Source organism: Leucobacter manosquensis, assembly GCF_018304845.1.
Classification (GTDB): domain Bacteria; phylum Actinomycetota; class Actinomycetes; order Actinomycetales; family Microbacteriaceae; genus Leucobacter; species Leucobacter alluvii.
Genome location: NZ_JAFEVO010000001.1, coordinates 1,039,817 through 1,054,726, shown reverse-complemented (window position 1 = coordinate 1,054,726; position 14,910 = coordinate 1,039,817). Strand labels below are relative to the sequence as shown.

Sequence of the window (14,910 nt, the reverse complement as noted above, 5' to 3'; positions counted from 1 at the left end):
GCGGGGGTCAGGCAACCGATCGCGATTCTGACCCGCGCGCCGCGCCGCAACGCTTAGAAGCGAGCCCGAGCGTACTGCGGTGGTACGAGCTCCTCCGCAACGGGGGCGCGCAGTTCGTGCGCCCAGCTGATCGGCAGATGCGGGTTGGCGAGCAGCGGACGACCGAGGGAGATGATGTCGGCCTGACCGGTGGCGAGGATGCCCTCCGCCTGCTCGGCGCTCGTGATGAGCCCGACCGCGCTGATGGGGAGCGCTCCGGTCTCCCGCAGCTGCGCTGCGAGCGGCACCTGGTAGGACGGGCCGACCGGAATCGGGGCGCCTGGTGTATTGCCGGCCGTCGAGGTGTCGACCAGATCGGCACCGTCTTCCGCGAGCCACGCCGTCACGCGGGCCGCCTCTGCGCCGTCGAACCCGCCGTCGAGCCATTCGGTGGCCGAGACGCGCACCACCATCGGCAGCTCGGGGTGCGCTGCGCGAACCGCGCGCACGATCTCACGGAGCAACCGCGCACGCCCTGCAAGATCACCGCCGTACTCATCGGCGCGTTCGTTGGAGAAGGGCGAGAGGAACTCGTGGATGAGATAGCCGTGAGCGGCATGGATCTCGACCACGTCGAAGCCGGCCTGGACTGCGCGGCGCGCTGCATCGACGAACGACTGCACCAGATCTGCGATGTCGGCCGTGTCGAGTGCGCGAGGCTCAGCGAAGTCACCGAACGCGAGCGCCGAAGGCGCGACGGTCTCCCAGCCGCCCTCCGCGATCGGAACCGAGCCATCGGCGAAGCCGGGGAGCGATGGATACGTCGATCCCTTGCGGCCAGCATGCGCGAGCTGGATGCCGATCTTCGCCCCATGGGCGTGCACTGCGTCGACGATGCGGGAGAGGGGCGGGAGCTGCGCGTCGTCCCAGATGCCCGGGCAGCGCGGACTGATGCGTCCCTCAGGCGTCACCGCGGTCGCCTCCATGAACACGAGACCGGCTCCGCCGCGAGCGAAACTGCCGAGATGCTGCAGGTGCCAATCGCCGACGATCCCGTCTTCGGACTCGACCGAGTACTGGCACATCGGCGCCACCCAGAGTCGATTGCGGATCTCAAGATTGCGGAGGGTGAACGAGCGGAAGAGGAGGGGATCTGCCATAGCCAGTGAGCCTACTCCCGGCCTCCGACAATCGCGATGCGGGGAAGAAGAACGGCGGATGGTACGTTGCACCTTCCGACACCATTGAAGGAGGCGCTCACGACGTGACCGTGCTGATCCGCATACTGAAATTCACGCGATCACTCGCGCCGTACTACGCCGGCATCATGATCGCCGCCGCGATCGTGACCGCGGCGGGCCTGGCGGTCCCGTTCATCACGGGCCGGGCGACGGACGTCATCTCGCAGGCGCTCAGCGCGGGGGCGAGCGATGGCGGTGCGGCCCCCGGCGCGACGCGGTCGACGATCATCACGGTGATCCTTCTCGCGGTGGCCTTGCTCGCGGTCAGCCTGATCGAAGCGGGAGTGGGCAACGTCGGCGGCTACTGGGGCGACGTGATGAGCGCGAAGATGCGAACGATTCTGTCGACGCGGTATTTCGAGCAGTTGCTCTCGCTGCCGCAGCGCTACTACGACAATGAGCTGACCGGCACGATCGTGGCGCGCCTGAACCGGTCGATCTCCGAGATCACGAACTTCATGAAGTCGTTCTCGAACATGTTCGTGACGCTCATCCTCACCACCATCGCGGTGCTCGCAATCAGTGCGTGGTACTACTGGCCGCTGGCCGTGCTGCTGGCGATCGCCTACCCGGTCTACCTGTGGCTCACCGCGCTCACAAGCCGCCGCTGGCAGCGTCTCGAGGGCGACAAGAACGATCATGTCGATGTCGCTTCCGGTCGTTTCGCCGAGGTCGTCGGCCAGATGCGCGTGGTCAAGTCGTTCGTGAGCGAGCGCCGCGAGCTCAACGCGTTCAGCAGCCGCTTCCGGTCGACCGAGTCGCTCACCGCCGAGCAGTCGAAGCACTGGCATCGCATGGACGCACTCCGTCAAGGCGTGCTGCACGCGATCTTCTTCGGGTTGTACACGATCATCTTCGTGCGCACGGTGCTCGGCTTCTTCACGCTCGGCGAGATGGTGATGCTGGTGCAGCTCATGTCGATGGCGCGGCAGCCCGTCACGAGTCTCAGCTGGGTCGTCGACACCGCGCAGCGGGCGATCGCGGGATCGAAGTCGTACTTCGAGGTCATGGATCTCGACCCTCGCGACGTCGACGGCGGGGGGACCCGGCCCGTGAACGCCGATCGCGACGCCAGCGGCTCGCGCTCGGCGGTAGCGCCGGGCGCCGAGCCGGAGCAGGCACCGGCAGCTGCGATCTCGTTCCGCGGTGTGCACTTCGGCTACGACGACGATGCGAACGTGCTCTCGGATGTGACGTTCGATGTGGCCCCGGGGGAGCGGGTGGCGTTCGTCGGGGAATCGGGCGGCGGGAAGACCACACTGACGAACCTGCTCATGGGACTCTACGGCGTGCGCTCCGGGTCGATCTCGGTCGAGGGATCCGGAGCAGATCTCGAGTCGTTGCGACGGAACATCGGAGTCGTGTTCCAGGAGCCGGCGCTGTTCTCTGGCACCATCGCGGAGAACATCGCGTACGGTCGACCGGAGGCGACGCGGGAGGAGATCGACGAAGCGGCGCGCCGTGCGGCCGTCGACGTGTTCGTGCGCAAGTTCCCGCAGGGCTACGACACGGTGATCGGCGAGCGGGGCGTGAAGCTGTCCGGCGGGCAGAAACAGCGCATCGCGGTCGCGCGCGCCATGCTGAAGGACGCCCCGATCCTCGTGCTCGATGAGGCGACTTCGGCCCTCGATACGAAATCGGAGCGGATGGTGCAGGCGGGGCTCGAAGACCTCATGGTGGGTCGCACCACCCTCATCATCGCCCACCGACTGTCGACGATCGCGGAGGTCGATCGGATCTTCACGCTGCGCGACGGACGCATCGATGAGATCGGCACGCCGGCGGAACTCGCAGCCTCCGGAGGCATCTATTCGGAGCTGCTCGCCCTGCAGGCGTCACCCTCGTCTTCCGATCGCAAGCGGCTCCGCGAACTCGACGTGGTGGGGTGAGGCCCGAGCGAGAGCGCGTCGCCGCCGATGTCCGGGGTCTATGACAGTCTTGTCGTGTGTCACCGACCGCCCGGCGACCGCTCGTGAGTTCGTGAAGGAGGCTCCCGTGCACGAGATCATGTGCCCGCACTGCCGCAAGGCGTTCACCGTCGACGAAGCCGGGTACGCCGACATCGTGAAGCAGGTGCGAGACAGCGACTTCGAGGCGCAGCTGCACGAACGTCTGGCACTGGCGGAGCACGACAAGCAGCAGGCGGTGCAGCTGGCCGAGGCCGCGGCTGCGGGTCGGTTGCAGCAGGCCGAGGCGGCGAAAGCAGCGGAGATCCAGCAGCTGCAGGCGCGGATCGAGGCGAGCGCCACGGCGCAGAAGCTCGCGGTGGCCGAGGCCCTCAGCGCGGTCGAGAAGGATCGCGACGCGCTTGCCGGCGAGCTCGACCAGGCGAAGCGCGAGCAGCGGACCGCGATCGAGCTCGCCGAAGCGAAGCTCGCGGCTGAGGCGGAGCAGCGGATCGCCGCACAGGAGCGGGAACTGCAGAGTGCGCGGGCGAAGCTCGCTTCGATGGAGCTCAGTCAGAAGCTGGAGCTCTCCGAGGCGGTGAGTGTCGTCGCTCGAGAACGCGATGAGCTGAAGAACAACCTGGAACGCGCTGCCCTCGAGAAGCAGCTCGCGGAGCGTTCCCTGAAGGAGTATCACGAGTTGCAGCTCAGGGACCGCGACGGCGAGATCGAACGGCTGAAGGACTTCAAGGCGCGGCTCTCGACGAAGATGGTGGGGGAGACCCTCGAGCAGCACTGCGAGGTGACCTTCAACCAGATCAGAGCCACGGCGTTCCCCAACGCGTACTTCGAGAAGGACAACGACGCGCGCACCGGGAGCAAGGGCGACTACATCTTCAGAGATCTCGATCTCAGTGACATCGAGATCGTCTCGATCATGTTCGAGATGAAGAACGAATCCGATGGCACCGCAACCAAGCACCGCAATGAGGATTTCTTGAAGGAGCTCGACAAGGACCGGCGCGAGAAGGGATGCGAGTACGCGGTGCTCGTGTCGCTGCTCGAGCCCGAGAGCGAACTGTACAACGGCGGCATCGTCGACGTCTCCCATCGCTACCCCAAGATGTACGTGATTCGGCCGCAGTTCTTCATCCCGCTGATCACACTGCTTCGGAACGCGGCGCTCAACTCACTGAAGTACAAGGCCGAGCTCGAGCAGGTGAAGTCGCAGAACATCGACATCACGCATTTCGAGAGCGAACTCGACAGCTTCAAAGACGCCTTCGGCCGCAACTACGACCTGGCATCGCGCCAGTTCCAGGAAGCGATCAAACGGATCGATACGTCGATCGCCGAGATGCAGAAGGTGAAAGACAATCTGCTGAAATCCGAGAACAACCTGCGCCTCGCCAACGACAAGGCCCAGGGGGTCACCATCAAGAAGCTGACGCGCGGCAACCCGACGATGCAGACCAAGTTCTCCGAGCTGGAGCGCGGAGACGCGACAGCGGGGGCAGACGCCGACAGGAGCGCACGCACATGAATCTGGGAACGATTCTCGACTCCACGCACTTCGACGAATCGGACGAGGCATTCGCCGCGTTCGAGGAGTGGGCGTGGGAGGAGCGCGCACTCCGTCTCTACCCGGCGCAGGAGGAAGCGGTGCTCGGCATCGCCCTCGGCAGCAACGTCATTCTCGCGACACCGACGGGCACCGGAAAATCGCTGGTCGCGATCGGAGCGCACTTCATCGCGCTCGCAGAAGGGCGCCGCACGGTGTACACGGCGCCGATCAAAGCGCTCGTCAGTGAGAAGTTCTTCGATCTGGTCGACGTGTTCGGCGCGGATCGCGTCGGCATGGTGACGGGTGACACGTCCATCAACCCGGATGCACCGATCCTCTGCTGCACAGCAGAGATCCTCGCCAACCTCGCCATCCGCGATCGCAGTGCGGGCGGCATCACGCAGGTGGTGATGGACGAGTTCCACTTCTATGCAGAACCGGAACGAGGCTGGGCATGGCAGGTGCCGTTGTTGCTGATGAACGACGCCCAGTTCCTCCTGATGTCGGCCACGCTCGGCGATGTCTCCGAACTCGCTGACGACCTCTCGCGACGTACCCAGCGCGACACTGCGCTGGTCACGGGCGTCGAGCGGCCGGTTCCGCTCACGTTCTCCTACGAGGTCGCGCCCGCCCACGAGGTCGTCGAGCAGTTGATCGAGGATCGCGAGACGCCCGCATACCTCGTGCACTTCAACCAGTCCCACGCCGTCGAACAGGCGCAAGCACTGTCGAGCATCCGCATCGTCGATCGTGCCGGTCGCGACGAGATCGCGGCCGCCATCGGAGATTTCCGTTTCTCCACGGGGTTCGGCTCGACCCTGTCACGCCTCGTGCGCTCGGGTATCGGCGTGCACCACGCTGGCATGCTGCCCCGCTACCGAAGGCTCGTCGAGCAACTCGCTCAGCGCGGTCTGCTCCGTGTGATCTGCGGCACCGACACGCTCGGGGTCGGCATCAACGTGCCGATTCGCACCGTCGTCATCACCGCGCTCACCAAATTCGACGGTGAGAAGATGCGACGACTCTCCGCTCGAGAGTTCCATCAGATCGCCGGACGGGCCGGGCGCGCTGGATTCGACACCGAGGGCGACGTGGTCGCGCTCGCCCCGGAGCACGAGGTCGAGAACGCGAAATCAGCCGCGAAAGCGGCAGCGAAGGCGACGGGCGGGAAGAAGGCCAAGCCGGCGAAGAAGAAATCACCGCCGCAGGGGTTCATCGCCTGGAGCGAAAGCACCCTCGAGAAGCTCGTCGGCTCCCAGCCGGAGCCACTGGTGAGCCGCATGCGGGTGACGCACTCGATGGTGCTCGGCGTCATCGGGCGCGGAGAAGCCCGCGAGGGAGACGCGCTCCAGACGATGCGCACGCTCGTCTTCGACAGCCACGAACCCCGCCCCGCGCAGTACGCCCATGCGCGCACCGCGATTGCGATCTTCCGTACGCTGCGACAAGGCGGCATCGTCGAAGTCCACGTCGATGAACGGGGTCAGCGCCTGCTGCGACTCACGGTCGATCTGCAGTCGAACTTCGCGTTGAACCAGCCGCTCTCGCCGTTCGCGCTCGCAGCGATCGAACTCCTCGATCCCGAGTCCGAGACCTACGCCCTCGATGTGATCTCGATCATCGAGGCGACTCTTGAAGACCCTCGGGCCATCATCCGCGCGCAGGAGCACAAGGCTCGCGGAGAGGCCGTCGCGGCGATGAAGGCGGAGGGCATCGAGTACGACGAGCGGATGGAACTGCTCGAGGCGGTCACGCACCCTCAACCGCTCAAAGAACTGCTCGACGAAGCCTTCACCGAGTACCTGAAGGAGGTGCCGTGGGCGCGCGACTTCGCGCTCCGCCCCAAGTCCGTCGTCCGAGACATGATCGAGCGCGCCTTCGGGTTCCGCGATCTCGTCTCGTTCTATCAGCTCGGCCGGGCGGAGGGCGGAGTGCTGCGATACCTGAGCGACGCCTTCCGCGCCATCGAACGCACCGTGCCAGAGCAGGCGAAGAGCCCCGAGCTCGAGGAACTCATCGACTGGCTCGGCGAACTCGTGAGACAGGTCGACTCCAGCCTCATCGACGAGTGGGAAGCGCTCTCGAACCCCGACCCGGACGCGCACCGCAGGGCGCGGGCCCTGCTCGGCCTCGATGTCGACGGAGCGGAAGCAGCCGTCGCGCTCGCTCCGCCGACACGATCGGTGCTCACTAACCAGCGCGCATTCCTCGTCATGTTGCGCAACGCACTCTTCAGGCGCGTCCAGGCGGCCGCCTTCGAGCGCTACGACGACCTGGCCGAACTCGACGCGGCTCGCGGCTTCGGCGAGCAGAAATGGCGCGACGCCCTCGCCGGCTATTACGACGAGTACGACGACATCCGCGTCGACGCCGATGCGCGCGCGGCGTCCCTGCTCGAACTCGACCGGAGCAGCGCACCCGAAGGGTTCTGGCGCTTCAGGCAAGTGCTGCTCGACCCGAACGGCGACCACGACTGGGCCATCGAAGGCTCTGTCGATCTCGCCGAATCCGAAGCAGAGGGCGAACCCGTCGTGCGCGTCGAGCGCGTCGGCCCGTTCGCCGGATGAAGATCGAGGCGGGGTCGGAGCGCCATGCCCGCCCCCGCCTCGCGATCCTGTTCTACTGCTCTACGGGCCGTCGTCGCCGGCTCCGTCGCCCGCCGCATCGCTCGAAGCATCGGCCTGCACGGCGGCGCCGGAACCGTTCGCCCCGGTCGATGCCTCGTTCGATGAGCCGGTGACCTCCGCGATCTCAGCATCCGTCAGCGCGCGCCACGGCGAATCCTGCGGTTGGACGAGCGCCGCATCGGGGCTGTCGCCCCGGGAATACCACTTCGCCTCGAATCCGTCACCCTCGAAGACGACGCGTTCGCCTCGTCGATACTCCTTCGCAGCATCCCAACTCGGGTACGCACCAGCAGGCAGCTTCGGACGCTCGATCGGCTTCTCACCCGGAAGCACGGGGCCGAGCAAACGCCACGGCTGCGAACCGTTCTCCGCCGCCAGGTCGGGCTGATCGCCCTCCGTCCACCACTTCGCCTCGTAGACGTTGCGGTGCCACACGACTTTCGTCTCTGCCGGGTACGCGGTGGTCTCGCTCCAGATCGGGTACGGGCTCGTATCCGGATCGTCCTCGACGGGCTCCACCGGTCCGTCGCTCTCAACGGCTTCGGCGACCTGCGAGATCGCGCCGGCGCGCTGCTCACGCAGAATCTTCGAGAAGTCGCCCTTCTCCTGCACGATGCCGCTGCACGAATCGGAGACCTGCTTCGGGTCCGGCCAGTTCGCGGAGCACTCCTGATCGCGGTTCAGCGACCACATCGACATGCGCGCCATCCCGCGTTCGTCGGCGAACGCCGAGAGCTTCTCCGCGTCAGCGATCGTGAAGATGTCCTTCCGGGTGTCGTTCTGCCCGATCATCGGCGTCGCCGCGACCCGGCTCCACGCGGTCGCCGCACCGATCGGGGCGTTGATCTCTTGGTAGAGCGAGCGCAATTGCGAGTGCGTCGCCTCGAGACTGCTCTCGACGGCGGGGTAGAACGCCTTCTCGGTCTCCGAGTTGTAGTTCATGGTCATCACATTGACGCCCGCGAGATCCACGCCTGCCTTGAGATACGTTCGAATCGCCTGCAATCCCTCGAAGGTGAGCCCATCGGGTGCGACCGGAAGGGTCAGCCACACGTCGAGGCCCTTCTCCCGGTCATCCTGAACCGCACGGATCGCCTCGGCCTGCCGTGCGACCCCGGCTTCGTCAGCCAGGAATGCGCCCTCGATGTCCATGTCGATACTCGCGAGATCGTAACGGTCGACGACGCTCGTGTACCCATCCACGAGTTTGTCCTGATCTTCGCAGGCGTAGGCGATGTCGTGGTTCGCCTGACCGCCGAAGGAGACCATGGCCGACCCACCCAGATTGCGGAGGCGCTGCAGTTTGCGGTCGAGGTCGAGGGAGCTCTCAGCTTCATCCATGTCGTAGTAGCCGCCCCACGACGGGCTGCACTCGTCGTCGGGCGCTGCGACGATGAAGGAGAGCACGACATTTTTCTGCCCGTCTTCACCCGGCGACTCGAACGGGAACATCGGCGTCGCGGTGACGTCGACATATGCGTCGAACCACGGCGTGCGTTCCGACGCGACCTGCACGTCTTGCACCCGAGACCAGGCGTACACGCCGCCGCCCACGAGTCCGGCGATCACCACCAGCACAATACTGAGACGCGCCAGAGACAGTTTTCTGCCCGGATACCACTTCGCCATGACAGCCCCTCGCCCGTGCCCTCGCCCGGTGGGTCTGGGATACCGCCTGAATCGAATCTTGCCATCAGCTATGCTATACGAGCGCTAACACGCTGTCCCGTGGAGAACCGCGTATTTCGGGTTCCCTGGGAGGATTCACCCGCGAAGCGACCCCCGAGTGCAGCACGCATCCGCGGGTGGATCGAGATGCGGGCACAGGCAAACGGGGGTTTGGGTGGCTGAGGAAACAACGGCGTCGTCACGGCGCCGGCAATGGGGCGCGGAGTGCCGCTCCGAACCGTTGGCGATCATGCATTCGCGCCCGAGCGGCGGGGCTGTCATCTGGGCGCGAGCGGCCATCGTCATCACGGTGCTCGCATGGTTCATCTACATGATCACGACGATCGTGCGGATGGTCATCGAAGGCCCGACCGAATCGTTCATCTTCCACGTGCAGACCTGGATCTACGGCCTCACGGTCACCGCGCTCACCTTCTCGGCACTCATGTACCTCACCGCCCGCTACGGCGCACTCGTGCGCTTCCGCGAGCACCGCCGCGTCGAACGCGCTCTGATCGACGAGCACTTCGCCGAGTCGGACGCCGACGTCACGGTCCTGATCCCGAGCTACGACGAGGAGCCGGAGGTGGTGCGGTACACGCTCTGGTCAGCGGCCCTGCAGGAGTTCCCCTCGGTGCGCGTCGTCCTGCTCATCGACGATAAGGACACCGGCTTGGAAGGGGAGGCGCTCGACCGCCTCAATCACACCCGCGCGTTGCTCGGCGAGATCGCCGAAGCGCTCGAGACCCCGCTCCGGCAGTCGCGGGAAGCGATGCGGGTGTTCCAGGAGCTGACGCCCGAGACTCCCGGCCCCGAGGACGCGAAGCGCGCAGCCGACGCGTACGCGGCCGCGGCGACGTGGCTCGACGAATTCGCAGCAGCCGAGAAAATCGAAGACCACATGGCCGAGTTCTTCGCGGAGCAGGTGCTGCTCGGCCTCTCCAACGATCTGCGTCTCACGCGACTCGCGCTGAATGCCGCCTACGAGCAGGGGGGATCGCCGGACCGAGGGCGCCTCGAGCAGCTGTACCGGCGGCTCGTCTGGATCTTCAGCGCAGACATGAGCTCCTTCGAGCGCAAGAAGTACGCGTCGTTGTCTCAGGAGCCGAACAAGGCGATGAACCTGAACTCGTACATCTCGCTGATGGGCGGGCGCTACCGCGTCTCCGATGAGACGGGTGTGCGGTTGCTCGAACCGCTGAGGGACCGCGACGAGTCGACGCCCGATCTGGTGGTGCCCGACAGTCGTTACCTGCTCACGCTCGATGCCGACTCGCAACTGCTCCGCGACTACTGCGTGCGCCTCGTGTACTTGCTGGAGCAGCCCGAGAACGAGCGGGTCGCCGTGACGCAGACGCCGTACTCCTCCTTCCGGGGCGCCCCGACGCGCATCGAGCGCATCGCCGGTGCGACTACGGACCTGCAGCACATCCAGCACCAGGGGCTGACGTACTTCAATGCGACCTTCTGGGTGGGCGCCAACGCGGTGATCCGCAAGGAGGCCCTCGCCGACATCGCGGTCACAGAGACCGTTGGCGGCTTCGAGATCACCACGTACGTGCAAGACCGCACCGTCATCGAGGATACTGAGTCGAGCATCGACCTCGGCGCCCACGGGTGGTCACTCGAGAACTACCCGGAGCGACTCAGCTACAGTGCGACCCCGCCCGACTTCGGCTCACTCATCGTGCAGCGCCGTCGCTGGGCGAACGGCGGTCTGCTGATCATGCCGAAGCTGGTCGAGATGATCCGTATCCGCAAGGGCACCCCGGCACGAGTGCGTCTCACGGAGAAGCTGCTGCGCACGAACTATATGTCATCGCTCGCGTGGGCGAGCTTCGGCCTCATCTTCCTGCTCTTCTTCCCGTTCGATTCGCGACTCCTCAGCCCCCTGGTGGTCGCCGCGGCGCTGCCGTACTTCATCTCGCAGGCGCTCGATCTGCGTGCGAGCGGGCATCGCCTCAGCGACATCTTCCGCATCTACGGCTTCAACCTCGTGCTGTTGCCCGTGAATCTCGCGGGTGTGCTGAAATCGATGCAGCAGGGGGTCACCGGGGAGAAGATTCCCTTCGCGCGCACCCCGAAGGTCACCGGCCGCACGGCATCGCCCGCAATCTACGTGATCCTGCCATTCGTCATCATCGCGTTCTCGGTGCTCACGGCCTACCGCGACTTCAACCTCGGCAATTGGGGCAACTTCATCTTCGCTGGCTTCAACGCCGTCATGGCGACCTGGGCCGCCGTCTCCTACATCGGCGTGCGAGCGGCGATCGTGGACGCGGTGCTCGGCGTGGTCGGCTGGCTGTATGTCGCGCCGAAACCACCGAAGACGAAGCGGAAGAGCCTCGTCGATCCTGATGCCGAAGTCAACTGGCAGGCGATTCTGTACCACGGCGATCGGCGCCTGCGCCGCGACCTGGTGCGCACGAGCGACCGCCGCCGTCGCCTCGGGGGCGTGCGCAAGGAGGTGACGGCCGTGTCCGAGCTCAGCACGGGCAGCGGATCGCGGGGCACGGTGAACGAGGTCACCCTCGCCGCGCCGAGCACCCAGACCGATGTCACCGCGGTGATCGCTCCGGCTGCGGAGCAGAACTCCGCGGCGAAACGGGCGGGTCAGTAGCGGCCCGCGCCCAGCGGTCGCCGGGATGGAAGGGCTGCGTCACTCGGCGACGGCGTCGCCTCGCGCAGCATCGGTGAGCAGCCGCACTGCGCGGTCGCCGGTGATGCCGAGACCGCGCAGTCGATCGACGGCGTCGAGCGCGACCCCGCGCGCCGCCGCATCGACGGGGTCATCGCCCAGCGAAACGAAGGTGCCCGCCCGCCCGCGTCCCTCGATGACACCCGTCGACTCGAGGGCGCGGTACGCGGAGGCGACGGTGTTCGCTGCGAGCCCGAGATGCGCCGCCAGCCCGCGAACGGTCGGGAGCTTCGCGCCGGGCGTCAGGCGTCCGTCGGAGATCGCTCGGAGGACCCCGTCATGCAGCTGGCGGTACGGCGGTTCGGGTGATCCGGCGTTGATGGCGAAGAGGTCGAATGCGGGATCACTCATACGGACAGCGTATCCGCGCCCGGCATATCCGCGCCGCACGAAACCTCTCTCGGGCACCCTAGACTGGCCGTACAACTGGACGCGATGCGGCGGCCGCGGGGTCTGGCCGTCGCGCGAGGCGAAGGGGGCCGTAGTGCGGGGGTTTTTCCAGCGGTGTGTCGGACTGCTCGTGATCGTGATGGTGCTGGCCGGGGTGGCGGTGCTCGTGTGGGGCGTCGATCTTTCGCACCCCGAATCGATCTGGCAGCCCGAGCGGTTGACGCTCGCCGGCGCGTGGACGGTGATGTACAACGCTGAGCTGCCCCCGCCGAGAGTCCTGGCAATCGCCCTCGCGACCGCGGTGGCCTTCGTGCTCATCGTGGTCTTCACCGAGCGAGCGGTGTCGCGACGTTATCGCCGCACGCCACTCGAAGTGGCGAAGCGCTCGCTCGCCCCCAAAGCCATCATGGCGCGGTCGAGAGGCGTCTTCGCCGGCGAGATCACGGTGACGGTCGTGATCCCGGCCCATAACGAGGAGGCCTCGCTGCCGGCGACCCTCGCCTCCCTCCAGCAGCAGCACCGTCTGCCGGACCGCGTGATCGTCGTGGCCGACAACTGCACGGACGGGACCGCGGCGGTCGCCCGTCGTCTCGGCGCAGAAGTGTTCGAGACGACGGCGAACGTCCATAAGAAAGGCGGGGCGCTCAACCAGGTGCTCGCCCGGGAGCTCCCGCAGATGGGGGACAACGACACGGTGCTCGTCATGGACGCCGATACGCAGCTGAGCACGCAGTTCATCGCGACTGCGGTGCAGCGCTTCACCGCAGACCGGGCCCTCATGGCCGTCGGCGGACTCTTCCAAGGCGAAGCCGGGCACGGAGTACTGGGGCAGTTCCAGCGCAACGAGTACTTCAGATATCAGCGTGAGATCGAACGCCGCGAGGGGCGCGTGTTCGTGCTCACCGGAACGGGAACCGCGTTCCGCTCGATCGCGCTGCGGGAGGTCGCGAACGCGCGCGGGTCGTCCATCCCTGGAAATCTCGGCGAGGTGTACGACACGTTCGCGCTGACCGAGGACAACGAGCTCACCATCGCCATCAAGTCGCTCGGCGGCCTCATGGTCTCTCCCGCCGAATGCCAGGTGACGACGGAGCTCATGCCGACCTGGCGCATGCTGTGGGCGCAGCGGCTGCGGTGGCAGCGCGGGGCGCTCGAAAACCTGGGCGCGTACGGGGTGACGCCGCAGACGGTCAGGTACTGGGCGCAGCAGATCGCAATCGGGTACGGCGTGTTCGCGCTTTTCGCCTACTTCGGATTGATGTTCCTGATGCTCACCGCGATGGACTCCTGGGTGTGGTTCCCGTTCTGGCTCGGCATCGGCCTCGTGTTCGCCGTCGAACGCGTGGTCACCGTCTGGCGGGGCGGATGGCGCGCGCGTGCGCTCGCGGTACTCATCTTCCCCGAGCTCGTCTACGACTGCTTCTTGAACCTCGCCTTCCTGAAGGGAGTGTTCGAGATCTCCCTCGGGCGGGTACCGACCTGGAAGCACGTCGAGCACGGCACCGGGCGAACGGCGAACATGATCGAACAGGAGTCGCATTGATGCACCGCACAGGCCTATTGTTCCCCGAGGAGATTCTCTACTCCGACTGGTTCGGAGTGTTCGCCACCGTCGTCGCGATCAACACGCTCATCTATGTGGTGCTCGGCGTCTCGAAACTCGTTCCGATCATCAGGTTCGGTGGCAAGAGCAGCGGCCGCAATCGCAGGGCCGAGACGCGCAGCATCTATCCGGAGGCGGCCGACTGACCGATCCCACTAGAATCGCCCCATGCGTCTTGGAGTGATCGACGTCGGATCAAACACCGTCCACCTGCTCGTCGTCGACGCCCATCCGGGCGCGAGCCCTGTGCCGTTCCACTCGCAGCGCTCGGTGCTGCGGCTCATGCGCTACCTCGACGCCGACGGCGCCATCGCCGAGGAAGGCGTGGTGCGGATCGTCGAAGCGATTCGTGAATGCGCCGAGATCGCGCGGGAGATCGGCGTCGACGACCTGATCTCGACGGCGACGAGCGCGATCCGCGAAGCGGCGAACGGCGAGGACGTGCTGGCGCGCGTCACCCGCGAGACGGGCATCGTGCTGCACGTGCTGTCGGGGGAGGACGAGGCGCGTATCACCATGCTGGCGGTGCGTCGGTGGCTGGGCTGGTCAGCTGGAGAAGTGCTGCTGTTCGACATCGGCGGCGGTTCCTTCGAGATCGCTCAGGGCGCCGATGAGTACCCCGATGTGCAGGTGTCGCTGCCGCTCGGCGCCGGGCGATCCACCATCAACTTCCTCGCCGAGGATCCGCCCTCGCGCGAAGCGGTCTCCCGCTTGCGCGCCCACGCTCGAGCCGAGTTCGCGAGGGTGCGCGACGAGCTCTTCGCCGACCGTCCTCGCCCCAAGCGCGTGGTCGGCACGTCGAAGACGATCCGCTCACTCGCCCGGCTCGTCGGGGGTCCCTCCGATCCGGTGACGGGAGACCTCGCGCAGTTGCACTATGTCGGCCTGCGCGAATGGGAGCCCTCCCTGCGCGAGATGCCCGGCGCGGTGCGCGAGTACCTGCCTGGAATCACTCCGGAGCGCGGCTACCAGATCATGGCCGGTGCCGTGGTGCTGCGCACCGCGATGAAGGTGTTCGAAGTCGAGACGCTCACGATCTCGCCGTGGGCGCTGCGCGAGGGGATCGTGCTGCGATACATCGACGCGCTCGACGGCCGCGGCGCCGAGCCGGTGCGCTCCGAGGCCTGAACCAGTGAGTCGCCGGACGAGGTGTCTCGCCGGAGTCTCGGCCCGTCGTGCGTCGAGAGCGCAGTCGAGGTCCATCGCGCGCCGACCCGCGTGCCGAACTGCGCGTTCGTCCGACGTGCCGCGCAG

Annotated in this window: 10 protein-coding genes; 7 read left to right on the top strand and 3 right to left on the bottom strand. The window is 66.4% G+C overall.

Features of this window, described 5'->3' with window-relative positions:
* Positions 1-53 precede the first annotated feature (53 nt).
* Positions 54-1,139 carry an NADH:flavin oxidoreductase/NADH oxidase gene (locus tag JSQ98_RS04870; protein ID WP_211648596.1) on the bottom strand — a complete coding sequence of 362 codons (1,086 nt, stop codon included), beginning with the start codon at positions 1,137-1,139 and terminating at the stop codon, positions 54-56.
* Positions 1,140-1,243: 104 nt separating this feature from the next.
* Between JSQ98_RS04870 and JSQ98_RS04865 the strand changes: the two genes are divergently transcribed.
* The 3 genes from JSQ98_RS04865 to JSQ98_RS04855 all read left to right on the top strand — a co-directional run bounded on the left by JSQ98_RS04865 (position 1,244) and on the right by JSQ98_RS04855 (position 7,237).
* Positions 1,244-3,109 (top strand): ABC transporter ATP-binding protein, encoded by a 1,866-nt coding sequence (locus JSQ98_RS04865; RefSeq protein WP_211648595.1) that lies wholly within the window; start codon positions 1,244-1,246, stop codon positions 3,107-3,109.
* Positions 3,110-3,215: 106 nt separating this feature from the next.
* Positions 3,216-4,649, top strand: a complete 1,434-nt coding sequence (locus tag JSQ98_RS04860) for a DUF2130 domain-containing protein (protein ID WP_211648594.1) — start codon at positions 3,216-3,218, stop codon at positions 4,647-4,649.
* On the top strand, positions 4,646-7,237 hold the full coding sequence (locus tag JSQ98_RS04855) for a DEAD/DEAH box helicase (protein ID WP_211648593.1): 2,592 nt from the start codon (positions 4,646-4,648) through the stop codon (positions 7,235-7,237). The genes JSQ98_RS04860 and JSQ98_RS04855 overlap by 4 nt, the downstream gene beginning before the upstream one ends.
* A gap of 60 nt (positions 7,238-7,297) precedes the next feature.
* On the opposite strand, the gene JSQ98_RS04850 is transcribed toward JSQ98_RS04855, so the two are convergent.
* Positions 7,298-8,926 carry a chitinase gene (locus JSQ98_RS04850; protein WP_090150016.1) on the bottom strand — a complete coding sequence of 543 codons (1,629 nt, stop codon included), beginning with the start codon at positions 8,924-8,926 and terminating at the stop codon, positions 7,298-7,300.
* Between the two features lie 289 nt (positions 8,927-9,215).
* Here JSQ98_RS04850 and JSQ98_RS04845 point away from each other — a divergent pair, with 289 nt between their 5' ends.
* Entirely contained in the window at positions 9,216-11,585 is a 2,370-nt protein-coding gene (locus tag JSQ98_RS04845) for a glycosyltransferase family 2 protein (RefSeq protein ID WP_211648592.1), read from the top strand.
* Between the two features lie 39 nt (positions 11,586-11,624).
* Here the strand turns inward: JSQ98_RS04845 and JSQ98_RS04840 are convergent, their stop codons facing one another.
* Positions 11,625-12,014 carry a GntR family transcriptional regulator gene (locus JSQ98_RS04840; protein WP_211648591.1) on the bottom strand — a complete coding sequence of 130 codons (390 nt, stop codon included), beginning with the start codon at positions 12,012-12,014 and terminating at the stop codon, positions 11,625-11,627.
* Between the two features lie 133 nt (positions 12,015-12,147).
* On the opposite strand from JSQ98_RS04840, the gene JSQ98_RS04835 reads away from it, so the two are divergent.
* From JSQ98_RS04835 to JSQ98_RS04825, 3 genes are read left to right on the top strand one after another with little or no spacing between them, the layout of a single operon-like run.
* Positions 12,148-13,596, top strand: a complete 1,449-nt coding sequence (locus tag JSQ98_RS04835) for a glycosyltransferase family 2 protein (RefSeq protein WP_346728718.1) — start codon at positions 12,148-12,150, stop codon at positions 13,594-13,596.
* Positions 13,593-13,802 (top strand): hypothetical protein, encoded by a 210-nt coding sequence (locus JSQ98_RS04830; protein ID WP_211648589.1) that lies wholly within the window; start codon positions 13,593-13,595, stop codon positions 13,800-13,802. Before JSQ98_RS04835 ends, JSQ98_RS04830 begins: the two co-directional genes overlap by 4 nt.
* A 22-nt stretch (positions 13,803-13,824) precedes the next feature.
* Positions 13,825-14,784: a Ppx/GppA phosphatase family protein gene (locus JSQ98_RS04825; protein WP_211648587.1), complete on the top strand. Its 960-nt coding sequence runs from the start codon at positions 13,825-13,827 to the stop codon at positions 14,782-14,784.
* The last annotated feature ends 126 nt before the right edge of the window (positions 14,785-14,910 follow it).